Genomic DNA, 22386 nt, shown 5'->3' on the forward strand with positions numbered 1-22386 from the left:
TGGTTTGACGAAACTCAGCGCGGGGGAAGCAAGACGTTTAAACTTGGTTATCTGTTCCACCTGTGGACTTGGTTCCCTCGTGCGGTTTAAGTCCGTTATGGGGCTTTTCTTGCGTTATAAAGGGAAGATAATACTGCAGAATGATGTCGGCCGTTTCATCGCCGCTACAAGTGGCTTGCGCTTTCAGTGGGGTCTCAGCCTCAATGAGCCGCAGTCCGGCAAGCGTCAGCCGCTGAAGGAAACACGCAAGGTCTTTGCCGCATTCTTCCAAGAACAGCCGTTCAAGGGCTTCATTCACCCGTGTGTTGGCTGGAATGATGCCTGTGCGTTGGAGGATGGTATGGGCTATCAGCTTATGCAGACGTTCGCCTGTGGATGCTTGCCGGTCGGAGCGTTTGCCTGTCGGTTCGGTTACGAACAGCTTGTCAGTTTCGGTTATGAAGTGTACAAGCATTTCCACCCATTCTTCAATGGTGAGGTATCCACACAGCCAGCGGTTCAAGAGCAGTTCCTCCTCCGACAACAAAGGGGTATTTATGTGTCCGTCTTCTGGCAATACACAAGTCATCGAGAGGATGAAATACCCACTGCGTCCTGTAACTTTGGCGACTTCCGATAATTCCAATTCGGTGAGGAATTTGCGCACCGTGTTACGATGCCAGTTCCAATGCTTGGCAAGCCCGCTGACCGTCAATGCCACCTGCCCTTGCGGCAAAGGCTTGGCGATGGCTGGGAACTCTTTCTTGTCCTTAGTAGAGAGGTCTAACAAGTTGCGGAACGCCGCCAGTTTCGAGTGCTTCTCGTTCGATTCGGGATTGAGGAATGCAAGCAATCCGCTGTCAATTAGGATGCGGCATCTTGCCGCTTTTTCTTCTTTCATTCTTGGGGCTGTTTTAAGCGTTATTCTGTTCAATTGAGTAAAAATGGAATGGCAGGGGAAGGACTTACATGTAAGTAATGATTCCGACAGCCTAAGTTCCTTATGACCATTTATAATAGGTGTCTACAATGCTATGAGGAAACTCCAAATAGTCATCCAACGTGTCAGGAAATGTGTTACGAGCCACCTGCGAGGGATAAAACACGGTGCCGAATACGACTGTGGCCAACGTAATGCCAAGGGGCAGCATATGCGGTACGAAGAGCAGGATTACCGCTGCCATTGCCGCCCAGGAAAGGTGATGCTTCCGTTGCAGGAAGTCAAACGCCCGTTCCGTGTTTTTGTGGGAATACAGGGCCAAACAGGCAATGGATGACAAGGCCAGTTCATGGACATTCCCAAAGAAATTCAGATGGTAGAAGTGGAACACCATGAGGGTGGCGAGCATTCCTAGCGTATAGCATCTGCGGAAGCTGCGCCTCCAAGCCATGCGCAAATAAAACTGGAGCATGGCAGGGCGTTTGCTCTTGTAGAGAAACGGCACGGCGGCATATGCAAGGATGTAAAGCATATAAAGGATTGGAATAATCATTATCTTGTGGTTTAAGGGTTACAGTTCAAGTTCCAAGTTGATGAGTTTGTGCGAGGCGAGGTGGATGATGTCCTCCGCGTCCTGCATGGAAAGCGTGCCCAGCCTGCAGCGTTCCTTGAAGCCCGGCCGCCGTTTGAGCGAGTTCACCGCACGGTCAAGACGGTATTCGGGAATATCCCACACATGCCCTTTGGGGTATGCGCCATGTGCCGTCCGTGCCACCAAGGAAAGCACCCTGCAACGGACGGGGTGCAGCCCTCCGCCGGAGTGCAGCATGAAGTTGCACTCACGGTCTGTATCCAGCACGTCCACCCAAGTGCGGCATTCATGGATGGTGGCGGCGAGTTGCCTGTACAGGACTTCCTTCATAGGCAGATGAAGTCTTTGAGCAGTTCCTCTTCCTTGACGGCGTACAGGAGTTTGCCGCCATTCGCCACTCTCGCAAGCTCCTCGCGGAGTTCGCTGCCCATCACTTCCAATGAATCGTAGAGGGTCACATAGAGCGTATCACACTCGATGCGGTCGTCGGCTTGCGCGTTCAACTTGTGCATGTGGCCGAAGCGGGGATTGGAGTAAGCACAGCACCGCTGGCCGAACGGGGTGTCTTTGCTCGGCACATGGTGGTAAAGGAGTTCCAGCTCCATCTGGTCCTCCAGCTCGTCGATAAGTTCCTCGATGGGATAAACTTTGGGCAGGCGGAAAGTGAGCAAGGCGTAATCCTCGTACACCTCCGCCCCTTGGAAAAGGCTTTGTGAAACCAACGCCGGCATCTGCAAGGATGCCAACGTTACAAAACGGTCAATTTGTTCTTTCTGCATATAGTTGTAGTATGTTTGATTAGTTTCGGAATCGTTGGGGACAAGATTTATTCATATCCCAAGATGAATGTTTTGATCAGCAGCGCGGGTAACCCGTCGGCATCCAGCGGAAGATCCGACTCTTCCAATTTGTCCAAAGCCTTGGGTGTCATTTCCGCAAGCTTTTCCATTGTCCGCATCTGTTCCTCGTCCATGAGTGCGTAAGCAAAGCCGTCCAATGAAATCCACGGTTGAAGAATCATCCACAGGTAGGCTGTAGCCTGCCCGTTATCAACCCGATGTAAACGGTGCAGACTCTCCAGACAGGCTTCCGCATTTTGCAACAACCGTCTGTTGTTACGCATCGCCAGCAGTATGACAACTTCTGATTTACCGAACACGGGATATTCATCGGCTGACAGGCTGATAATTCCGTGCATCACCTCGCCCGTTTTCTTTGTAATATCGTCAAGCGGTATGTTGCCAGTGCTCAATGTTGATAGATGGAGAAGAAACGAGCGGAAAGCCACATCCTCATTTCGTAGGAAGTCAATGGCATCATGCTTGGTGCGGATGCCTTTAGCAAGTGAGCCATCCAGCAATCGGTTGTATTTGCCGATAACTTCTTTCGCGCTTCCTTTCAAAGGAGCGGCTGTACCGGCATCGTGGTAGAACAGATGGACGGAAGCCACTAACTTTTGAGACACTGAATCCATCTCTATGTCATTCAATCCTCGCACCACGGCAAGGTAGTCGGAATAGCTCCACGTTCGGCTGTCAATCAAGCGAGACATTTGAAATTTGATGGAATCCCCAATGGAAATATGCCTGGCATCGGCATGGGCAGTCGTGTCACTTTCTAAGGTTGCCGAAACGGCAGTCTTCAATTTGCGCCATTCCTGTACCAGTGATATAAGTTCTTCCACGTTCAAGGCCTTTTTTGACTTGATTATCGTGAACAATTCGTTATAAGAGACCAAGGCATCGCCTATTGAACTGGGGGAATCATTGGAAACAGGTTGGCAACTTGCCAGCAATGTTGCCATAAAAGACAAAATGAAGATTAAAGTATGATTTTTTAGAGTCGGAAAGACATGGCATTTTCCACTCATAAAGTGCAGAAATTTTGTTGGCCATTTGGTGGCTGGTTCATCCGATAGTATCCGTTTCATCTTGGCAAATTTGATTTTGACGGTGCAAAATTATACCTTGCAGGCCATAATACCATATCTCTCCTACAACATTATCCATTCTTAGAAAATCATACTCCAAGTATGGTTTTTGTATTTGTCTGTCAGCCAGTTAGTGGCTAAAATGTGCTATAAAAAAGGAAATGATTGCGAGAACAGGAATTTATGGAATTACAGCTATTCAAACGTAAATAATCAGCCCGGACATTTGCCACAACAAACAGGCAACACCCAAACTGGACAAAGAGCCAAACAGGTGACATATGAAAAGAGAATTAAATTGGAAATTCAGCTTGGAGATGCAGGTTTTATCCTGCAAAAATCATACTTTTGCAGTCAGAATTAAATTTGGACTTAAACTATATGGCTAAGATTGGTTACATGCCGTATCTTCCCAAGTATGCGGAGGGAGCGGCTGATAGGAAGTGGATGGAGGATTTCGGCTGTGAGAACATCGTGGAAGAACAGCCGGTTGAAGGAGCGTACCGCTTGGGGTGGGACAGACTTTTGGCAAACATTGGCAAAGGCGACACGTTGGTCATATCTAAATTCGCCCATGTTGTCAAGGGAGCAAGGCAGTTGTCATTCTTTTTGGAACTCTGCCGGATAAAATCCGTGCGCCTTGTTTCCTTGCATGACGGCATTGATTCAGGCAATGAACTGTTCCCGGAAACCAAAGTGTCTGATGTATTGAGTATGGTGGCCAAGCTGCCCGAAGAAGCCAACGCCGTGCGCAAGATGGTTTCCAAACCGGGCAGGCTGACAAAAGGGATTAAAGTGCTTTCACAGGCTGCATACGGTCGAATGGAAAGGAAGAAACTGGTGGTAAACATGTACAAATGCGGCTATACCATCGAGGACATTTGGAAATCCAGCGGTTTCCGAAGCCGCAGTTCCATCTTCCGCGTATTGAAGGATGCTGGAGTGGAGTTGAAACGTTCCCGAAACAAGATGAAAGACAACTAAAACAGGGGTTAGAAAAGATTTTATAATAGGACTGTGCGCAAGTGTGATGGGACACCCATTGGCATCCCATCCACTCAGAAAAGTCAAGCGGTCTGCTTTTGCCGCGCCAAGGTGTTTCGGACGGCATCGTTCACTTGCATCAGCCAAATGTGGCTACCGCATGGAAGTTGCTGTTCGTCCAAGATAAAGGGCAGGGAATGGTCTGCCACTTGTACTTTCAACCGTTCTCCGTCAAAGCTAAGCCCTGTTAGCGTTCTGCTGCGTGTGCGACCGTCTTCGTCAGTCCAACCCATGCGGATATCACCGCCCAATGGCACGGATTGGAGTTGCCCCTCTTGAATTGTTTGCTTGACGGCTTGCAGGGCGTTGTGCTTCATGCTGTCAAGGACAGCCCCGATGGATTGGGGCGTAGATGTTCTTGTAATCATAAGTTGTCCGTTTATGAAAAACATTCCTTCCAAAGAAACCGTTGATACTCGGCTTCGTCCTTGCCCCGCTCGATGGCTTCATCAATGACACGGCCAAGTTCGTCGAAATACACTTCCTCGCCGATGCACTCTGTGCCGGCATAGTTCTGCAAATAAACCTCGTAGTAGTCCAATGCGTTGTAAGCGATGATGACATTGCCACTGAACAACCGTCCTTGCACATGGAATTTAAGGGCTGCCATGCCCTTGTATTCCGTTGCCACAAAATTTTCGATGCCCCATGAACGAATGACATTCAACGGGGTCATGCCCACCAGTTGGTCTTTGATGGTATTCGCCATCTGCAATACAAAATCTTTATCCATATTCAATTTTATTATGATTAGTCAAAATTTTCTTCTTCCTCGATGATTACATGGACGCTCCTTTTGCCATAGATGCGCCAGAATGCTTGCACTATGATGTCAAACAGTCTGTCGCTTTCCGTGTACCCAATGTCCAGCTCCTTCGTCCAATAGTCGAAGCTGAAATCAGCCGTTTCGCCCGAATAACGGTCAGCCGTGTTGTAAACCGTTACATCCACATAGTCGGTCGTGCCACTTTGTAGGCTTACCAAATGCCCATAATAACAGAACTCCATGTTGTTGGAGGGGCTGGTGGTAATTTTCTCCGCCAGCCTGCGAATGTAATTGTATCTTTTCCTGTTCATAGCGGCACCATTTCATCAATTCCTACCGTAAACCCATAGCCGTCCTCCGTGCGGAACTCATACAGCCGTTCAAGGTCGTGAAGCACTTCGCCTTTGCCGAAATTCTCTATTGCTCCCTCTATCTCCACATTCATGGCGGCTTTCGCACGTTCAAGGGTGGCATACAAGGCATGGCAGTCTGACACGCAGTCATTTTGTTCAATCAAGGTGTAAACCAGATACACAGCGTTCTTTTCCATAGTCCAATGTTTTAGATGTGTGGGATATAATGTCCGTTCTCTTCCAAGTAAGCCACGATGTCTTTTGCTTCCTCATGCGATGCACGGTTGCGGTCATCATACCGCCTTTTGTCATCGGCTATCACCACCAGGCACTCCTTCAATAGCTTATAGAGTTTTTGCTGCAAAGTCGGGTGCATCAGTGGGATGGAGGCGGCAAAGGTTGCATAGTCAAAGCCGTAGTCGTTCAACGCATTTTCCACCTGCATGGCAAGGCGGTACTCTTTCGTTTCTTTGAGGTTGTCAAATTTCTTGTTCATATCCGTAGATGTTTAAGTGAAACTTTTCCCTTTCATCGGCTCCTTTCCCCGAAGCCTGTTTGGGATTTACGGATGCTTGGTCCGGACATCGGTCCTGCTTCACCTGACGCTTTTTCTTGCCGAATACGCTCCGCAGGAGGAAGATTCTGCAAGAAATCCATTTCAAAGCGTGACAGGTCAAGCGCGATGCCCGACATTCGCAGCCGGAAAGCCAAACAGTGAGGGACAAGAGCGAAATGCCATGCAGACAGGTATAAAAGGAGCAGTGGTTGGCTATGAGAAGATAAGGGAATTAGGCAAGTATAACAGGGATAAAACCGGGTAAAGCAAGTGCTATAAGTGGAACCAGGCTGGGTAGTCCATACAGGGAGGCCGTACTCCGACCTCTCCCACATGGATTTTCTTTGTCAGAACCATTCGAGATTATCCCTCCTTAGCTCCTCCACCAGCTCTTTGTCGGGCAAGGCAAGGGTACGCTCATCGGTGAAGAAAAAAATCTCATCGTAGATGTCCGATGCTTCCTTACTGGTAAATTCCTCGTTCTCGTCCTCGAAACTGCCGGGGTGCAAAGCATCAAGCAGGGCTGTGCTGCCTATAATCAGATATTCGCCTTGGTTGTCTTTCACCATGCGGCATGGGTACTCCACACCGCCAAATTCAATATTCGCTGTAATCATACGTTTGTATGGTTAAATGGGTTAGTATAAATTGGTTATCTCCAAATTCATGCGCTTTGCCCTGCGGCAAGTATAGAACGTGCCGCCTTTCGGCTCGCCATTGTAGTAGGCGATGATGTGGCTGGCTCGCTCCAGCATATAGTCGTTACGCCGAAGGAAACAGCCGTCAAAGTAAGTTTCGCTCAAGCATACCATATCGTCAGCCTTGCCAAGAATGGAACGATACCTCTCTTTGTCCGCAGGGTTGAACTTGCAGGATTGCCCACGGAAAGGAATGACGGCTGTCAGCCGGATGTCGGAATAGTCGGCTTTCATCGCCAACAGTGTTTCAGCCGCAAGCATGTCAAAGCCTGCCGCCATGCCGCAAAGGAAGTGGCGGATGCCCGAATGGTAGCAACCCGTGATTGCCCTTTCAAGATTGGTTTTCAACTGCTGTCTGTCCTTGTAGCGGATAAAACGGTGTCCTGTGAACGCTGCCGTCTTTGTAATGTCTGTCCGTATCATCATCATACCTTGTAGAATGTCTTTGCCAAGAACAAACCGCCCAACACGTTTGCCCCACACGCTTCCAAGTTGTCGGCTGTGGTGGCATAGGATATGCCTTTGGTGATGATGTCGTCAAAGAGCAACACATCTTTGCCCTTGAAGAAATCAGTGTCATAGTCTGCCATTTGTGCCGTCCGAGCCTCGGTTTCGTCCTTTCGGTGTTCGTGTACTGCCAACCGTCCTGCCGACACCTGCATATGGGGATAGCCGTTGATGGCATGGGTGAGTTCGCATACCCTTTCCGAAAAACGCTTGTAGCGCAGTTCGTTCTTCTCTTGCGTTGATGCAGGTACACAGGTGAATACGATGCTTGTGAGCCGACTGCCGAAAAGTTCTTGCAAGTGTCTGGCAGTCATTTGGGCTACTTGCTCGTATGCCCGTCCGTCCTTGAAATTCCAAATGGTCTGCCGGTCAGCCTTTTGCTGCTCACCCACGTTCTTGATGCGTACAGGATAGTATTTCATCAGCCACACCATTATTTTGTTCGCCTGTCCTATTATGTTTTTGTCCATCGCCATTAATATTGAGGGTTTAACTTCTTTCCCTGTCTTCGGCTTCCTTACAAGCCTGCATCGGGGTTATTTTTCTGCCCCGTCAATGGGCAAAGGACAACCGGCAAATCCGGTGGTGGAAATACGCTTTCAGTGCAGCGGAAAGGAAGATTTCCACCAACCACCCGTGGCGGCTTGCCGGATTTGCAAGGATTGGACACGGCCTGTTAGTTTTGCAGGAAAATAATCCGAAGCAGGTGCAGAAACCGCAATGGCATCAGACAAGTATAAAAGGTGGAGCGTTTTGTAAAAGGGATTCGTCGATAAAACTGGACTATAACAGTATTCCGGCTTGGGTGGGTCAAACAAACCCTGCTAGGCAGACAAAAGAGGACGCTTGTTGGGCGGGGGACAGGCATACGAGGTTGTTTCAGCAAGGCTGAAGTTCCCGTGTGCCTGCCAAGGACAACGTGCGTCCGTCTGTCCTCCTTGTGTGGGTCTGCCCAATGGACAGACGTGCGTAAGAACAGGCTTCCGCTGATTATTCCGGGTCGGGAAACCGGATATGCTTGGTATAAAGGAAGATGGCAAAGTCCATATAAAAGGCAGGGAAAATACAAGTGGCGGAAACCGCAGGTATAAATTGCTTTGGGCAGCTATATATAATAGGTATAGGGCAGCTTGTCTCCCGTCGGCTTGGGCTGCCAACAAAGACAAGCTCTGGCAAATGGGAAAATCCCCTGCCGTGTTTCTCAACAAAGCAGGGGAAAGTGTCAAATATGAAGTTGGCTATGCCGCCGGTACTGCCACTGGCTCGGTGCCTGGTGTCGGTACGGTTGGGCGTTCCGCTTCTTCAAGGGTGCGGTTGATGCGCTCCTCCAATTCCTTACACTCCTGTTTGAGCCGTTTCAGTTCTTCTTCCTTGCTCCAACGCCGTGCCATCACTTGTCGCAAGGTGGTGATTTCTTCCTCCAAATGTTTTTGCCGCTCGGCTTGGCGTTCCATTAGCTTGGGTATGTTTTCCAAAGTGGTCTGTGGGAACACCGCAGCCGCCGCAAAACTTGGTGGCAATGAGCCGGACTTGCCGCACTTGTATTTCAAGCCGCTCTTGCCCTCCACGAAAAACGTGTTGCGGTCAAAGCTGCCGTCAAGACGGTACTCGCTGCGCACCAACAGCCGTAAGCCATTGTAACTGCCAACGGACGTAAAGTCGCCACGGTGTTTCCTTGAAATTGAATGCAAGGCTCGTCCTGTTTCTTCGGCTGTCAGTTGGGCATTGCCGTTTACCTCAATGCTGCAATCCTCCTTACGGCTGTTGAAATACTCCCAATCTTCTGTCATGCGCCCGATGTTGCGCTTGCAGTTGTCAATCTCTTGACGGTTGCTCTCCGCCTTACGTTCCGCACGGTAACGTTCCTTGTTGCAAACTGCCTGTTCCTTTTCCAACTGCATAATCTTGTTGTCGAGCTTCGCCTTGTCCAAAAGGTCGGTGTTGCCCGAAAGGATGGCCACGAACTCGGCAAAATTCATGCCTGTGTCCTCGTCCATACCGTCCTCGTCTATGCGGCGCACGGCTATCGTGCCGTTGTTGATTTGGTTGATGAAAAGCTGCTTGTTGCGCAAGAGGTTGAACTTGTAGGCATCCAAGGTCTTTTCCGTGCCGTAGATGATGATGTCAACCACGTTGCCGCCCCACTGCTTCACGGTATTGCCTTTGCGTACCGCCCGACCGTTGCGTTGCTCCAAATCGGCCGGCCTCCAGGGTACCTCCAAATGATGCACCGCCACTGCCCTCTGTTGGGCATTCACACCTGTGCCGAGCATGGAGGTAGAACCGAACAGCACACGGATAGTGCCGTTGTTCATGCCCTCAAAAATCTTCTTCCTTGCCTTTTCGGTCTTGGCGGTTTGGATGAATTGTATCTCATTGGCCGGAACACCCATTGCAACCAACTTGTCCTTGATGTCTTGGCAAACATTCCACTCATTAGGCTTGTAAGTGGAAAGGTCGCTGAAAACGAACTGTGTACCACGGTGAGCGTTTGATTTCACATAATACTCATAGATGGTCTGTGCGCAGCGTGAGGCTTTGTTGGCAGGGTCATCGCTGAACTGGTCACTCAACAGACGCATATCCAACGCCATCTTCCTTGCCACGTTAGTAGCAATCAGCATCTTTGCCTTGTCCATGTGTTCGGGCGCAGGGGCTTCCAAGCCCAAATCCGACCATTCACCGCTGTTGGCAAAACGTACCAACCGTTCTATCATCGCCTCCTGTTCCATGGTCGGTTTGTCCGAAAGGAAACGCACGTTCTTGTCGGGGATATCAAGATTTATCATTTCTGCCGTGCGGTAATCCGTGATTTCACGCAGGAAAGCCGCCAATTCCGGCACTTTGATGTAGGTACGGAAACGCTCTTTGCGTTTGATAGAACCTGTCACGTTCAACTCGTAGTCAGTCGTTTTCTTAGTAAATATAGCAGCCCATGCGTCAAAGCAACTCACACGCTGCTTGGCAAGCTCTTTCGGGCGCAGGTACTTGAAAAGCACGTACAATTCGGTCAAAGCATTTACGACCACCGTACCCGACAGGAACGTAGCCCCCAAGTCCTTTCCTGTGCGTTCTTGTATGTCACGGATGGCAATCAGCAGGTTCATAGCACGCTGTGAACCTTGGTTGTTGCCGATGCCCGCAACCCTCGTGTGGCGTGTCTGGAACATCAAGTTCTTGAAGTAGTGCGACTCATCTACAAATATGTGGTCTATGCCCATCGTATGAAAGTCTATGCCTCCGTCTTTCTTCTCCTCAATGCGTGTTTTCAACGACAGGAGGTTTGCCGACAGGTTCTCTTGCCGCTTCTCCAACGCTTTCTGCATACGGCGGTTGCGCCACCCCATGCCGCTTTCTTCCAGCACCTGCAAGGAGCGTTCCACATCGTCAAGTTCCTGTTGCATGATGCCGAACATTGTTTCTTCCGACTGCGGTATCTTTGCGAACTGGTCATGCGTCAGAATGATGCAGTCCCAATTATTGTTCTTGATTTTGCTGAAAAGTTCCTCACGGTTGGCAGGGGTGAAGTCCTCCTTGCCGGGATAGAGCAACTTTGCCGATGGGTAAGCCTTGCGGAAACAGTCGGCTATTTCATGCACGTTGGCTTTCAGCCCTATTATCAAAGGCTTCTGTACCAACCCCAAGCGTTTCATTTCGTATGCCGCCACGCACATCACCATTGTTTTACCTGCGCCTACCTCATGCCAGCACACACCGCCGCCATTCTGCTTAATCATCCAGATGGCGTCTTTCTGCGAGGGGTATAAGTCATCGTAAGGGAACTGTGCAAAGGAAAGGCGGGGGAATGTTTGCGCCGAACCGTCATAGGACGGACGCACATAACAGTTGAAACGCTCGTTGTAGAGCCTTACCAACTCGTCACGGACGGCGATAGGCTGGCTGTCAAGCCAAGCGTTGAACTTGCCCCTTATCTCCTGTATCTTGGTTGCCACCTCCTGCATGGCTTCTTCATCGGGTACTTTCACCCATTCACCGCCACGCATCACCTCTTTTTTTATTTCGGGTATGGTGTCATGCAGGGCATGGGCAAACAGTTTCTCGCCTGTGTAACCGTGCGAGGCATAGATGTTGTATGCGGCAGGGGAATATCCATGTAAGGAAATAACATAGGTGTCGTTCACGTCAAAGTACACCACATCGACCTTGACATCAAACAGGTATTCGGCAAAGTCGGCATAGACTTCTGTCGGAATCCACCGCTCGCCCATGTTGAAGTCAAGCTCCTCATAAGGTATCAGTTCGGGCGTGACCTCTTCCAACGCCCTTACCGTCTTTTCAGTCCAAGCCCTTGCCTGTCCTGCAAGGCTATGGATATGTCCGGCGAACGCTTTGCATTTCTCCACCACGTTACCTGCAAGTATGCGCCCCTTTTCTTCCCATGCGCTGGTTTCAGGGTTGTAGAACATTTCGCCCTCCAACGCCTCTATCACCTCGCTCTCGCTGCATCCTGTCGATTGCGCAAGGTAAACCATATCCACCCTGCCGTAATAGTTCAAGCTGCTTGCCAACGCTTCCATCGGGGCAAGGCGTACCGATGTGTCTATTTTCTTGAAAGCCACAGGCTCGCGCATGATGTCGGATTTCATCACCTCGCCACGCACTTGCATTTCGATGGAATACACCTCAAAGCCCAAGCTGTCAAGCGTCATCATTTCTTTGTTGCCGTCCGTGTGGAAATTGCCCCACTTGGTCACAAACGCATCGTATGTCTTGTTCAGCCGTTCACGGAGCAAGGGTTGTTCTTCCCTTGTTTCCGCTTCGCTTTCCGACAACTCGAAGTAAGCCTTTCGCACGGGAAGGTAGTCCTTTGCCCGTTCCATGTCCGCACCGTTGACTTTTATCGGGTTAAACCATGCGGTCATTTCGGAAAAACGGTCGGTTCTTCTGCTTTGTATAGTGCCAAGTTGCCCCTCGAACAGCACCAATGCACCGTCTTTCATCCAACCGGGCATTTCGTCCGTGTAGGGTCGTTTGCCAGTGTTTGGCTTGTACTGTGCCGCTGCCGTGGCTTCCCCGAAAAGGTCAAAGAGGGATAGCATCGCTCCCTGCTGCGGCTGCGCTTGCTTTTGCCAACCAAACAGGAAGGGCTTGAAATAGTGGGTGAAATTGGCTCTCAATATCTCGGCAAGCCGTTGGTGTATGGCTTCTTCTGTGCCGTTCCACTCGTACTTGCGCACCAACTTGCCGAATTGGTTTGTGCCGATGGCCGTGCCTGTGGACAACGTGCTTTGTGGTAAGGAGAATGCCTTGTTTGCGTGTTCTGTTTCCAGCCCCTGCGATGTGCGCTCCCTGCACGTTTCCAAGAACAGGCGTTCCCTTGTGGTGAGGTTTTGCTTGTGGCTGTCCTTTTGCAAGATGATAAGGTCGCTGCCTACCTCGATGCCGCCGGTCTGCATGAAAAGCGTGTCGGGCAAGCGCAGGGCGGTGATGATATGGGCGTGATGCACCAGATAGTCACGCACAAAGCGATTGGATGGGCTGTCAGCCACGCCCCTTGACGTGATGAAAGCCAGCAAGCCGCCCTCATTTAACAGTTCCATCGCCTTGATGAAGAAATAGTTGTGAATGGCTTTAAGGGATTGTTTGTAAGGCGTTCCCCTGCGTTCAAAGTCCGCATCGAACACGTTTATCGTGCCGAAAGGTATGTTGGACGCTATCACATCGAATGAGCCGTGTTCCAACTCCTGTGCGCCAATGGTTTCAAAGCCGTCAACAATCACCCTTGCATCGGGGTGCAAGGCTGAAAGCACAAGCCCTGTCGCCAAGTCCTTTTCAAACGCTGCCTTGTAAGTGTCGGACATAGAAACTGGCAGGAAGCCACCAATTCCTGCGGATGGTTCAAGAAAGGATTTCATTAACAAACCGTTGGCTTGGAACGTGGCTTGTATTTGGTCGGTCACCGCCTCTATGAGAAATTTCGGGGTATAGAAAGCGGTAAGGACGGATGCCTTTATGCTATCCACAAGCTCCCTGTATAGTGTTTCGTCGTCTTGTGCTATGGCTTGCAATACGCACACAAGATGGTCTAAAGTCTGTTTCATCTTGTCGGACATGGGGGCATTTGTTCCTAAATCCAATACTTCCTTGATGCCCCCAAATCCCGAATACAGGGAGAGGGTTTCACGTTCGACTGCTGTCGCCGTCCTTTTCTCGTTCCGCACCCGATAGGCTGTTTCGATAGCTGCTGTGTTCGCCGCCAATGCTTGCAATTTGTTGTAGTTCATATTCTTCATATTTGACAGATTTTGTTCTTTCCCCTGCTATCGGCCATATTTCGATGGCTCTTGTAGGTTATTTTTCTGCCTCCGGAATGGGGCGGAATGGCTTTTCGGCAAATCGGACGGCAGAAATACGCTTGGAGTGAAGCCCCAAGGAAGATTTCTGCCAAGGCCGGTTTGCAACGGCAAGCCACGCCACATTTATTTTGCAGCAAAATAACCTGCAGGGCATCGATTGGCAGGATGACAAAAAGATGAAAGGGTAGAAAAGGAGATATACTACCCTAAAACAGTATATGTTAAGTGGAATATAAAAGGGATATAACAGGCTCGGCTTGCAAAAAAAGAACTGACGGGTTGCCGGGCAAACTAAAGGGGAACTCGCCATTTCCTTGTCAGCGGACTTGTACGCCGGCAGGAAAGGGTGTGTTCACGTTTGCCCATGCCGCAGAAGCCTCGCCGCCGTTTACAGCGGCATGGCCTGCGGCACAGCCCGTCATACCTGTGATATAGGGCAAGCCGTGGGTATCAAAGATGGATATAAGTGGGATGGGCTTTTATAAAAGGGATGTAACAGGAGAAGGCAGGGAGGCAGGGCACACCGGGAATATTCCCGATATGCCTTACCTTACCCAATGGTGATTAAGCACTAATCTGCTTCCTAATCAAGTTCATATTGCTGTTTACAAGGTTGACGATGCGCTCGTGGTATTCTGTGTTTTTGTTGCATAAGCCACGGCTTTGTACCACGCATAATCTTTCCAAGTCAACCTCCACAGTTTCAATACGTTTCCCATCAATGGTAGCCGATAATATCAGCGAGTTCTCCTTGCGGTAGTATGCGTTGGCATATACACAATGGTGCATCAGCGTACCCTCTTCCGCTATCTCGGCCACGCTTTCCAACACTCTGACTTTCAGCGTTCCGTCCGTGATGAGGATGCCGAAGAACTTGCCTTTCTGCAACAGGTACTCTTTCTCATATTGGGCGGCTTCCTTTCGGCGCAACGCCAGACGTTCACGTTCCTCCTTGCGGTTGCGCTGTTCCACCAATTTGTCGTGTTCCGCTTTCAAGTCGGCAGGGCAGACATATTTCGGGCTGCGTGTGTCCTTGCCCATTCGCCTAAGCAGGTCAATGGTATCGCACCACATTGAGCCGTCAGTAATGGTATATCCATTCCGCAGGCAGATTTTCACAGACGGCCAGTAATCGTCCAGACAAGTTGATGAGTGCAGGCAATAGCGCAACAAGTCATATTGTCCGGCTTTCAGTAGAGTTTCAACTTTCGGGTCGGTCAGCAATGCCGGTATGAGTTTTGCCGATTCAATGTCTTGCAAGTCGCTGCGGAAACCGTTTCTTTGCAAAGTGTCGATAACGCTGTATCTCGGATAGGTGTCAAAAGTGGCAATATGGCGGTACACTTCGTTGTCTCCCCGAATGGCCATTGGCGAAACGAAAGAAAAGGTGTCCATGTACCTGCCCAATATGCGCTGAATGGCTACAAGCGTCTGTTTGCCTTTGTCGTTCCACCAATACTGCCCGATTTCCAAGGCGTAAGGGTGCGCCTTGCAGCCTTTCTCCATTTCCACCACAAGCAGGAACATTCGCAGGGTTTGGTACTTCCCACACTTGTCAAGCAGGGTAAAATATGCCTTTTGCCGTATTTTGCGGACAAGGGTATTCTTGACCTCCAGCTTTGCGTGGCACTTCGGGCAGGTGCAATGCCCTGTCGCTTTTTCTCTTACCCATTCATGGCCGCAGTCCATGCAGGTTGTCCGACCCTTGGGCAGTCGGTGTGCAAAATGGCTGACACACTCACGGAATGCCCAAGCAAGCTGTGCCTTGCTCAAGGGGCGGAGCTTGCCGCTTTGGGCAAGTACAGCTTTCTCGAATTTGTTGCGTGGTTTCATCGTTCAAAAGCCGAATAAGTTAGGTTCTGTTTGTTTGGTCTCCTGTGGTTTTGCCGCCGACTTGCTCTTACGTTGCTGCATCTTGCGCAATTCCTCGGCTTGGTATTGGCTGATAGCCCTCTGCCGTGCCTCGGCTTTCTCTTCCTCGGTCAGTTCAATACGGTTGTTGACTATCACCTCGCAGTTGACGGGCTTGCCTATGTCTATGATGTCCTCGTCATAAAAATGGCAGGCGAGCGAATACACGTCATCGTCAGCCATGCCGACACAGCCCTCATTGGCCATTGCTTTGACTTGGTTGAGTATGAACGTGATGCAATCGTCCAAGTTCTTGTTTTCCTTGACATAAGCCACTGCAAAGAGTTCGTCCGTCTTGGCTCTTTCGTCCAAATAGCTCTTGATGGCCTGTTTGAAATGTTCAGTTCCTTTCATGGTTGTCATTGTTTGGTGGGTTGGATATAAAAGATGTCGCAGTCCACTACCTCTGTCGGCAAGCCGAAAGCAGGGCAAGGTGAAAAATAGGGTTGCAGGTTGCATTCACTGTCCATGACGGGCGAAACTACTTGTACGCCCATGTCCTTGTACCAGCGGTCGATGGTTTGTAGTTCTTCCTCTGTCAGTCCGCATGCATCTCCATTGACAAGGTAGCACAGACTCCATGTCGGTATCTTTTCGATTGTCTTTTCCATATGGGTATGCTTTGGGGTTAATTAATCTCTATCTCGTCAGGATAAACCACTATCTCCGCTCCGCTGCTCACTTGGACGATATAGCCTTTGTCGGTCTGTCCGACTATGGTTGCCGAGCGGTAGCCTTTCCACGGGGTCAGCACCCAGCAATGCTTGCCGTAATCCTCAAATTCCTCTCTGTTGTCGTAATCGTACATATTGGTGTATGTTTTTGATGTTAAACTTTCCCTGTCATCGGTCCTTCTTGCCGTGACCGATTTGGGGTTTTATCGATGCGGCGGCTCGGCTATCGGGAAAGCCTCATGCGGCGGCTTTTGTTGCCAATTACGCTCCGCAAGGAGGAAGAATTTGCAAGAAATCCACTTCAAGCCGCCGCCATCAGGCGCGATGGCCGACCTTTGCATCAGTAAAACTAAACGGTGACGGCTGGAGGGCGGGATAAGGAATAGCCGGTATAACAAAGCGGGTAATGGTAGAACAGGTAGCTAATCATTTTAAAAGGAGCAAGGCTTCACGTGCATTGAGCACGAAAAAAGCGGCCGAAGCCGCTCTTTTCGAAGAAGGAAGCGGTCTATGCCGCCTCCTTCTGTTTCTTGGCGCGAGCCTTAGGTTGGGGCTTCTCGGCCTTCTCCTGTTTCTCCACCGCCTCGTAGAACTTCTTGGCCACGAACTTGATGCCGTTCTGCTTCATACCGTTCTTGTCGGTCCATTCTTCGGGCTTCAAATAGCCCTCTATGGTGAGCAGCGTACCTTTTTTCAGCAACTCGAACGATGCGCTGCCGCTCTTGCGCCAGGCTTCCACGTTGATGAAAGCGGACACGCGGTTGGTGGCGTTGTCCTTGGTTTCCTTGCGGCCGATTGCCATCGGGAAACTGGCTACATCGTTGTTGGTGAACGTGCGGATTTCAGCGTCCTTTGCTACAAAACCTGTGATGATGAAAGAATTTTCTACTTGCTTCATGACTGTAAGTTTTTAGAAGTTGAACAATTAATTTTTACGGATGCAAGAAGATATTGCAGGCATAGGGTAGCACCAAGGGAGGCACGCAAATACGCAACATTTTATGTGAAGCGGAAAATGTCGGAAGATTTTCGTGACACGCCATTGGTCAGAACGTCAGTGTCCCGTAACGCCATCGGCGAGCTGCATTATATCTTTGCATCATGGAAAAATATTGTGGCTTCGATAAACGACGGCCATGTAAGAAGCAACACGAAAATTCAGCCACAGGTTGTGATGAAGGATGCTAATAATCCGCCTGCCAAAAGAAAAAAGCCCGTTCCGATAGCTCTGCAACGGGTCAGGTATGAAACGGCGATTCCAACCACCTCTTTCATTATGGAAGCCGCAAGGGCGGACGCGATACCGATATTGCCAGAAAAAAAGGCCGCTCTACCATTGGAGAGGAGATGCCTGAAGATAAGACTGACGGATAGGGAATGTGGACAGAACAGCTGTCGGTGTGCCGGTTCCGAGGCAACGGAAGAAATTAAGGAAAGCCGGCTATCAACCTAAACCCAAGATACGATGAAAGAATGGCGCACGACTGCCATCGGGAAAGAGCATCGGTCGCCTTTGGCGAAATGTAAGCCAATAAAAGGCGTAAAAGTGTGGAAACTCATAAAATAAAGACGGACAAGCGCATAAAAATGGTATTTTTGCAAAACGAATGGTAATGCAACAAGAGAACAGGAAATGGAAGATTCACATAAAACAGTCGTCAATGAATCCGGAGTAGAAAAGGAGGACGGGGTAAGGCTCATCCTCTATTCGGCCGACCTGAGCAGCGAGCTGCTGTTGGACTTTGCCGATGGTGGCATCCGTGCAGGATTCCCATCCCCTGCACAAGACTACATGACGGAGAGCATCGACCTGAACCGCGAGTTGGTTCGCCATCCCGCCACTACGTTCTATGCCCGTGCCGTAGGTGATTCTATGAAGGACTGTGGCATCGACAACGGCGACTTGTTGGTGATAGACAAGTCCATCGATCCGCAGGAGGGTGACATCGTGGTGGCCTACATTGATGGGGAATTTACATTGAAGCGGGTAAAGTTCGATGTCAAGGGTGATTGCCTTTGGCTGATGCCTGCCAACAAGGACTATCCGCCTATCAAGGTGACGGAAGAAAATAATTTCATCGTGTGGGGAGTATTGACCTACAACATCAAACGCCAATATCGGAGGAAGTGAATCATGTTCGGTCTAGTGGATTGCAACAACTTCTATTGTTCGTGTGAACGGGTCTTCAATCCGGGATTGCGCACACAGCCAGTGGTGGTGCTGTCTAACAATGACGGTTGCATCATTGCCCGCAGCAACGAGGCAAAGGCGTTGGGTATAGAAATGGGTACGCCTTTTTACCAAGCAAAAGAATTGCTGGAGCGTGAAAAGGTTGCCGTGTTCAGTTCCAATTACACACTTTATGGTGACATGAGCCGCAGGGTGATGATGCTGCTTTCGGAATTCACGCCCGAATTGATGCAATATTCCATCGATGAAGCTTTCATCGACCTTACAGGCATGGGCGGTGGAGAAGCATTGCGTGAGTACGGCAAACGCATCGTGCGTACCATTGGCAAGGGTACAGGAATCCCGGTAACGCTTGGCATAGCTCCGACCAAGACCTTGGCAAAAGTGGCAAGCAGGTATGGAAAGAAATACAAAGGTTACGGGGGTGTCTGCCTGATTGACACCGAAGAAAAGCGCATCAAGGCATTGCAAGGTTTTGACATCGCCGATGTGTGGGGCATTGGCAGACGCTCTGCCAAGAAGTTGGAATACCATGGAGTCAAAAACGCATGGGATTTCACGCAGTGGAGTGAAAGCCGGGTAAGACGGTTGCTTACCGTCACAGGTGTGAGGACATGGAAGGAACTCCGTGGCGAAAGTTGCATAAACATCAGCGAACTGCCCGAAAAGCAGAGCATCTGTACCAGCCGCAGTTTTCCCGACAAAGGTTTGTCTGAGTTGGAAGTGGTGGAAGAAGCAGTAGCCAACTTTGCCGCTTCATGTGTCCGCAAGTTGCGTGAGCAAAAGAGTCGTTGCTGCCAACTGACCGTATTCGCTTATACCAGCCGTTTCCGCAACGATGTGCCAAACCATATTATCAACCGCACAGTTACATTGCCCATGCCCACCAACGACCAATTGGAGTTGGTAGCCGCAGCAGTCCAAGCACTCCGTACTGAATGGCGTGAGAATGGAAGATACCACTACAAGAAAGCCGGTGTCATCGTGTGGGACATTAGTCCAAACACTGCCGTCCAAACTGTCCTCTTTGACTCCATAGACCGTGCCAAACAAGCTCGCCTTTCAGCGGCTATCGATGCCATCAACCAACGGAATGGTTTTAATACCGTAAAAGTGGCAAGCCAAGGCACGGACAAACGTTGGCACTTGAAATGCGAACACAAGTCAGCCCAATACTCCACAAACCTTAACGAAGTCATCAAAGTCAAAGTCTGAACAGTATTCTATTGCCTTCAAAAAAGAAAGGCTGGTGCAACTGGCAAAGTGGTTTACTCCTTTCCTTGTTCTATATATACAAGATGTCATTAAACTTAATTTCTAAAACTATTATTATTCATTACCAAAGAGATGTTGCAAGAGGTTTACTTCGTTCCTTGTAGTATATACAAGAAAATTTAAACCTACTTTTTAAATTCCTGCTTGCGCAATCAAGTCCGGATAGGGCTTTTAGGTAAATCAGTCAACAAGTACTCACCGACAACAGCCATAACTTTTCTTTTGGAAGGAAAAAACAAATTGAATCCACTACTTTTGTACACTTGATAGGTCAACTCTCTTCTGACGACACGCAATTGCCTTGACATACTATTTGATTCCATTATCTGGAAGGATGTCGTCAAGCGTCATAACATGCAGAACACGACTGACGCAGTTCACCGTCATTTTTCCAGTCCTTTGCGAGCTTTACTCTTTCGATTCATGAATTTTCCTAACTATAATATTGATTTTTAATAATTCTCTTCACATATGTTATCAAGTTCCCTGATTATACATGATACACTTTTTCCAGTCAGACATTCAATGTCATACAGCAAATCCACCAAAAAGTGATATGCCTTACTTCCGGCTTCCGTAAATTCTCCCGTACTGTCGAATACCTCACCGACACATCCAATTCCTTGTAGCAATTCTTCCAATGTCTTCATCCGTTTTTGAATTTAAGTTTACTTTCCCTCTGTTCGACGTCCTTCAATCGGAAGCCGCTTCGGTTTTTCGGTGCAGTAAAAGGTTGCCGAAAAAGCCATTCCCGATGTTTTTTCCGGTAAATTACTCTTGCAATGCAAGGAAGAATTTGCCGGAAATGCACTTCAAAACGGAGGGAACAGGCGCGGCAACCTATATTCGCACAAGATAAAACCTCTGGCGGTGGCGGTATGGAGGCTGCAACATGGAATGTTCGGACTGATATAAAGGGCAAGAGGCTTGAGAAGCAAGGTCTATAGAAAGGGTTGGTAAGCATATATATAAGGATAACGGCAGACTTCAAGCCGACATTTCTTTGTAACTTACAACCGGTAAAATAGGAACAACCCGACACAAAATATCATGCAGGACGGATTGCTCCGCTCTGCATCAGAACTGAATTAGTCATAACTTAATTTGTTTGATGTTGTAAAATTACTCTTTTTATATTAACAGTCAGATTAAATCTTGACTAATTCAGATAATTATTGTTTAGTCTGATGTTAAATGTGTAGCTGCATCATTGAAACAATCTAGTTTCTCAGATAAATTCATCATGTCATGCTCTATCTTTTTATTGGTGATGCGGGCATAAATTTGTGTTGTTTTTATATTTGCATGACCTAACATCTTTGATACCGATTCTACGGGCACCCCTTTGCTGAGCATCATTGTGGCGAACGTGTGTCTTGCGAGATGATAGGTCAACCGTTTTCTTATTCCACATAAATCCGCGATTTCTTTCAAATACGCATTCATCTTCTGATTAGAAAGAATGGGCAGTAATTTCCCGTCTTTTGTTTTGCCTTTGTACTTGTTGATAATCATTAAAGGAATGTCCAGCAATAAAATATTGCTTTCGACATGGGTTTTCTGCCTCCTTGTCATTATCCATTTCTTCCCGTCAAGAGTTACAATGTTGTCTTGGGTCAGATTTGCCACATCTATGTATGCAAGCCCACAGAAACACGAAAATATGAATATATCACGGACGGATTCCAAACGTGGAGTGGAAAACTCTTTTTCCATGATTCTTGTAATTTCATCGTCTGTGAGGAAACCCCTGTCAACGGATTCGAGATGGAAACGATGCTGGGCGAATGGATCGTGCGTCAATACGCCGCACTTTTGTGCAAATATGACTACGGTCTTAAAAAACTTCAATGTCTTGGTTGCACTATTGGGCTTAAGACTGACCACTGTGCGCAGGTAAATATCAAAGTCATGAATGATTACATGGGTCAATTCAGACGGCATTATATCCTTGCGACCATATTTCAGTTTCAAGAAATTCTCAAAGTGTTTTCCAGCCGCAGAATATTTGTGATATGTGGCCAGCGTTTTCCCTTTACCAACTTGAGCCTTGATGTCCTCAAGGTACTTGCCGTAGAAATCGAGGAAAGTTGTACATTCCTTGTTCTTGCCAAGATAAATGCTTTTTATCTTATCAAGGGTAAGATCCTTGTCAAACTGGTGCTTTAGGAAGATATTCCGCAAATCTGATGAAATGTTGTCAATTTGGGCATTGGTGTTCAAGACCTCGGAAGTACGTCCTTTAAGGCGATTTGTTTCGTTTGACCATTTTGTCTTGTCAACGTTGATTCCTGCAGACCCGACAGTAAGCATTTTTCCATTAAGATAAATCCGTATCATCAACGGTGATTTACCTTCCTTGTTTACGTAATTTGTGCGTATATAATACGACACCTTAAAAATAAGTCTCATAATAACACGTTATTTGTGTAGCGCTTTGGCCACAAAGTTAAACATAAATATCTGATATTAAGCGACTTACAAGGCGTCAATATGGGCTTCAAAAGTACGTCTCTGCTACATTTTTTTGGCGGTTGGTCTTCCTGTAGCAGGAAATGTAGCAGGAAATGACCGAAATGTGACTGCCAACCGATGCATTTATACCGTCAAGATTTGGCGTATATACATGAAAAAAGCACCGTAATCACTTGAT

Annotated in this window: 25 protein-coding genes; 4 read left to right on the forward strand and 21 right to left on the reverse strand. The window is 48.6% G+C overall.

Annotation, left to right across the window (positions count from 1 at the left end; genetic code table 11):
* Positions 1-37: 37 nt before the first annotated feature.
* The 5 genes from H6A34_RS00515 to H6A34_RS00535 form a co-directional block, all read right to left on the reverse strand.
* A complete protein-coding gene (locus tag H6A34_RS00515) occupies positions 38-880 on the reverse strand; it encodes a hypothetical protein (protein WP_087249263.1) in 843 nt (280 codons plus the stop codon).
* A 100-nt stretch (positions 881-980) separates the two neighbouring features.
* A complete protein-coding gene (locus H6A34_RS00520) occupies positions 981-1472 on the reverse strand; it encodes a hypothetical protein (RefSeq protein ID WP_087249265.1) in 492 nt (163 codons plus the stop codon).
* Between the two features lie 18 nt (positions 1473-1490).
* Positions 1491-1841 (reverse strand): hypothetical protein, encoded by a 351-nt coding sequence (locus H6A34_RS00525; RefSeq protein ID WP_087249267.1) that lies wholly within the window; start codon positions 1839-1841, stop codon positions 1491-1493.
* A complete protein-coding gene (locus H6A34_RS00530; RefSeq protein WP_087249269.1) occupies positions 1838-2290 on the reverse strand; it encodes a hypothetical protein in 453 nt (150 codons plus the stop codon). The genes H6A34_RS00525 and H6A34_RS00530 overlap by 4 nt, the downstream gene beginning before the upstream one ends.
* Before the next feature lie 47 nt (positions 2291-2337).
* Complete coding sequence (locus tag H6A34_RS00535; RefSeq protein WP_239480703.1) at positions 2338-3441, reverse strand: hypothetical protein; 1104 nt, start codon at positions 3439-3441, stop codon at positions 2338-2340.
* Between the two features lie 381 nt (positions 3442-3822).
* On the opposite strand from H6A34_RS00535, the gene H6A34_RS00540 reads away from it, so the two are divergent.
* A complete protein-coding gene (locus H6A34_RS00540) occupies positions 3823-4425 on the forward strand; it encodes a recombinase family protein (RefSeq protein WP_087249293.1) in 603 nt (200 codons plus the stop codon).
* A gap of 83 nt (positions 4426-4508) precedes the next feature.
* Here the strand turns inward: H6A34_RS00540 and H6A34_RS00545 are convergent, their stop codons facing one another.
* The 14 genes from H6A34_RS00545 to H6A34_RS00610 all read right to left on the reverse strand — a co-directional run bounded on the left by H6A34_RS00545 (position 4509) and on the right by H6A34_RS00610 (position 17165).
* Entirely contained in the window at positions 4509-4853 is a 345-nt protein-coding gene (locus H6A34_RS00545; protein WP_140406908.1) for a hypothetical protein, read from the reverse strand.
* 11 nt (positions 4854-4864) lie between these two features.
* On the reverse strand, positions 4865-5218 hold the full coding sequence (locus H6A34_RS00550) for a hypothetical protein (RefSeq protein ID WP_087249277.1): 354 nt from the start codon (positions 5216-5218) through the stop codon (positions 4865-4867).
* A gap of 17 nt (positions 5219-5235) precedes the next feature.
* Entirely contained in the window at positions 5236-5562 is a 327-nt protein-coding gene (locus H6A34_RS00555; RefSeq protein ID WP_087249279.1) for a hypothetical protein, read from the reverse strand.
* Positions 5559-5801: a hypothetical protein gene (locus tag H6A34_RS00560; RefSeq protein ID WP_087249281.1), complete on the reverse strand. Its 243-nt coding sequence runs from the start codon at positions 5799-5801 to the stop codon at positions 5559-5561. The genes H6A34_RS00555 and H6A34_RS00560 overlap by 4 nt, the downstream gene beginning before the upstream one ends.
* Before the next feature lie 11 nt (positions 5802-5812).
* Entirely contained in the window at positions 5813-6100 is a 288-nt protein-coding gene (locus tag H6A34_RS00565) for a hypothetical protein (RefSeq protein ID WP_018667469.1), read from the reverse strand.
* A 407-nt stretch (positions 6101-6507) separates the two neighbouring features.
* The gene (locus H6A34_RS00570) at positions 6508-6777 is read right to left on the reverse strand and encodes a hypothetical protein (RefSeq protein ID WP_087249285.1); all 270 of its coding nucleotides are present in this window, start codon (positions 6775-6777) and stop codon (positions 6508-6510) included.
* A gap of 21 nt (positions 6778-6798) precedes the next feature.
* Positions 6799-7287, reverse strand: a complete 489-nt coding sequence (locus H6A34_RS00575) for an SLOG family protein (RefSeq protein WP_018667466.1) — start codon at positions 7285-7287, stop codon at positions 6799-6801.
* Complete coding sequence (locus H6A34_RS00580; RefSeq protein ID WP_420870785.1) at positions 7284-7847, reverse strand: ribonucleotide-diphosphate reductase subunit alpha; 564 nt, start codon at positions 7845-7847, stop codon at positions 7284-7286. The genes H6A34_RS00575 and H6A34_RS00580 overlap by 4 nt, the downstream gene beginning before the upstream one ends.
* A 756-nt stretch (positions 7848-8603) precedes the next feature.
* Positions 8604-13610 carry a helicase-related protein gene (locus H6A34_RS00585; RefSeq protein WP_205102809.1) on the reverse strand — a complete coding sequence of 1669 codons (5007 nt, stop codon included), beginning with the start codon at positions 13608-13610 and terminating at the stop codon, positions 8604-8606.
* 636 nt (positions 13611-14246) lie between these two features.
* Complete coding sequence (locus H6A34_RS00590; protein WP_205102811.1) at positions 14247-15515, reverse strand: PcfJ domain-containing protein; 1269 nt, start codon at positions 15513-15515, stop codon at positions 14247-14249.
* Between the two features lie 3 nt (positions 15516-15518).
* The gene (locus H6A34_RS00595; RefSeq protein WP_087251037.1) at positions 15519-15947 is read right to left on the reverse strand and encodes a PcfK-like family protein; all 429 of its coding nucleotides are present in this window, start codon (positions 15945-15947) and stop codon (positions 15519-15521) included.
* 5 nt (positions 15948-15952) lie between these two features.
* Positions 15953-16204, reverse strand: coding sequence for a DUF6926 domain-containing protein (locus H6A34_RS00600; protein ID WP_087251035.1), 252 nt, complete (start codon positions 16202-16204; stop codon positions 15953-15955).
* Positions 16205-16221: 17 nt separating this feature from the next.
* Positions 16222-16401 (reverse strand): glyoxalase, encoded by a 180-nt coding sequence (locus H6A34_RS00605; protein ID WP_205102812.1) that lies wholly within the window; start codon positions 16399-16401, stop codon positions 16222-16224.
* A gap of 374 nt (positions 16402-16775) precedes the next feature.
* The gene (locus H6A34_RS00610; RefSeq protein WP_087251031.1) at positions 16776-17165 is read right to left on the reverse strand and encodes a single-stranded DNA-binding protein; all 390 of its coding nucleotides are present in this window, start codon (positions 17163-17165) and stop codon (positions 16776-16778) included.
* 105 nt (positions 17166-17270) lie between these two features.
* On the opposite strand from H6A34_RS00610, the gene H6A34_RS00615 reads away from it, so the two are divergent.
* The 3 genes from H6A34_RS00615 to H6A34_RS00625 all read left to right on the forward strand — a co-directional run bounded on the left by H6A34_RS00615 (position 17271) and on the right by H6A34_RS00625 (position 19673).
* Positions 17271-17720, forward strand: coding sequence for a hypothetical protein (locus H6A34_RS00615; protein ID WP_205102814.1), 450 nt, complete (start codon positions 17271-17273; stop codon positions 17718-17720).
* A 180-nt stretch (positions 17721-17900) separates the two neighbouring features.
* Positions 17901-18398, forward strand: coding sequence for a LexA family protein (locus tag H6A34_RS00620; protein WP_087251027.1), 498 nt, complete (start codon positions 17901-17903; stop codon positions 18396-18398).
* A gap of 3 nt (positions 18399-18401) precedes the next feature.
* Complete coding sequence (locus H6A34_RS00625) at positions 18402-19673, forward strand: Y-family DNA polymerase (RefSeq protein ID WP_013619409.1); 1272 nt, start codon at positions 18402-18404, stop codon at positions 19671-19673.
* 512 nt (positions 19674-20185) lie between these two features.
* Here H6A34_RS00625 and H6A34_RS00630 read toward each other — a convergent pair.
* Positions 20186-20383 (reverse strand): hypothetical protein, encoded by a 198-nt coding sequence (locus tag H6A34_RS00630; protein WP_013619410.1) that lies wholly within the window; start codon positions 20381-20383, stop codon positions 20186-20188.
* 529 nt (positions 20384-20912) lie between these two features.
* Positions 20913-22145 (reverse strand): site-specific integrase, encoded by a 1233-nt coding sequence (locus H6A34_RS00635; RefSeq protein ID WP_087251025.1) that lies wholly within the window; start codon positions 22143-22145, stop codon positions 20913-20915.
* Positions 22146-22386 lie beyond the last annotated feature (241 nt).

Source organism: Marseilla massiliensis (assembly GCF_016899855.1).
Classification (GTDB): domain Bacteria; phylum Bacteroidota; class Bacteroidia; order Bacteroidales; family Bacteroidaceae; genus Prevotella.

Excerpts from the sequence above, each read along its gene's own strand:
- H6A34_RS00515 (WP_087249263.1), bottom strand. The coding sequence starts at position 880 with ATGAAAGAAGAAAAAGCGGCAAGATGCCGCATCCTAATTGACAGCGGA.
- H6A34_RS00520 (WP_087249265.1), bottom strand. The coding sequence starts at position 1,472 with ATGATTATTCCAATCCTTTATATGCTTTACATCCTTGCATATGCCGCC.
- H6A34_RS00525 (WP_087249267.1), bottom strand. The coding sequence starts at position 1,841 with ATGAAGGAAGTCCTGTACAGGCAACTCGCCGCCACCATCCATGAATGC.
- H6A34_RS00530 (WP_087249269.1), bottom strand. The coding sequence starts at position 2,290 with ATGCAGAAAGAACAAATTGACCGTTTTGTAACGTTGGCATCCTTGCAG.
- H6A34_RS00535 (WP_239480703.1), bottom strand. The coding sequence starts at position 3,441 with ATGAAACGGATACTATCGGATGAACCAGCCACCAAATGGCCAACAAAA.
- H6A34_RS00540 (WP_087249293.1), top strand. The coding sequence starts at position 3,823 with ATGGCTAAGATTGGTTACATGCCGTATCTTCCCAAGTATGCGGAGGGA.
- H6A34_RS00545 (WP_140406908.1), bottom strand. The coding sequence starts at position 4,853 with ATGATTACAAGAACATCTACGCCCCAATCCATCGGGGCTGTCCTTGAC.
- H6A34_RS00550 (WP_087249277.1), bottom strand. The coding sequence starts at position 5,218 with ATGGATAAAGATTTTGTATTGCAGATGGCGAATACCATCAAAGACCAA.
- H6A34_RS00555 (WP_087249279.1), bottom strand. The coding sequence starts at position 5,562 with ATGAACAGGAAAAGATACAATTACATTCGCAGGCTGGCGGAGAAAATT.
- H6A34_RS00560 (WP_087249281.1), bottom strand. The coding sequence starts at position 5,801 with ATGGAAAAGAACGCTGTGTATCTGGTTTACACCTTGATTGAACAAAAT.
- H6A34_RS00565 (WP_018667469.1), bottom strand. The coding sequence starts at position 6,100 with ATGAACAAGAAATTTGACAACCTCAAAGAAACGAAAGAGTACCGCCTT.
- H6A34_RS00570 (WP_087249285.1), bottom strand. The coding sequence starts at position 6,777 with ATGATTACAGCGAATATTGAATTTGGCGGTGTGGAGTACCCATGCCGC.
- H6A34_RS00575 (WP_018667466.1), bottom strand. The coding sequence starts at position 7,287 with ATGATGATGATACGGACAGACATTACAAAGACGGCAGCGTTCACAGGA.
- H6A34_RS00585 (WP_205102809.1), bottom strand. The coding sequence starts at position 13,610 with ATGAACTACAACAAATTGCAAGCATTGGCGGCGAACACAGCAGCTATC.
- H6A34_RS00590 (WP_205102811.1), bottom strand. The coding sequence starts at position 15,515 with ATGAAACCACGCAACAAATTCGAGAAAGCTGTACTTGCCCAAAGCGGC.
- H6A34_RS00595 (WP_087251037.1), bottom strand. The coding sequence starts at position 15,947 with ATGAAAGGAACTGAACATTTCAAACAGGCCATCAAGAGCTATTTGGAC.
- H6A34_RS00600 (WP_087251035.1), bottom strand. The coding sequence starts at position 16,204 with ATGGAAAAGACAATCGAAAAGATACCGACATGGAGTCTGTGCTACCTT.
- H6A34_RS00605 (WP_205102812.1), bottom strand. The coding sequence starts at position 16,401 with ATGTACGATTACGACAACAGAGAGGAATTTGAGGATTACGGCAAGCAT.
- H6A34_RS00610 (WP_087251031.1), bottom strand. The coding sequence starts at position 17,165 with ATGAAGCAAGTAGAAAATTCTTTCATCATCACAGGTTTTGTAGCAAAG.
- H6A34_RS00620 (WP_087251027.1), top strand. The coding sequence starts at position 17,901 with ATGGAAGATTCACATAAAACAGTCGTCAATGAATCCGGAGTAGAAAAG.
- H6A34_RS00625 (WP_013619409.1), top strand. The coding sequence starts at position 18,402 with ATGTTCGGTCTAGTGGATTGCAACAACTTCTATTGTTCGTGTGAACGG.
- H6A34_RS00630 (WP_013619410.1), bottom strand. The coding sequence starts at position 20,383 with ATGAAGACATTGGAAGAATTGCTACAAGGAATTGGATGTGTCGGTGAG.
- H6A34_RS00635 (WP_087251025.1), bottom strand. The coding sequence starts at position 22,145 with ATGAGACTTATTTTTAAGGTGTCGTATTATATACGCACAAATTACGTA.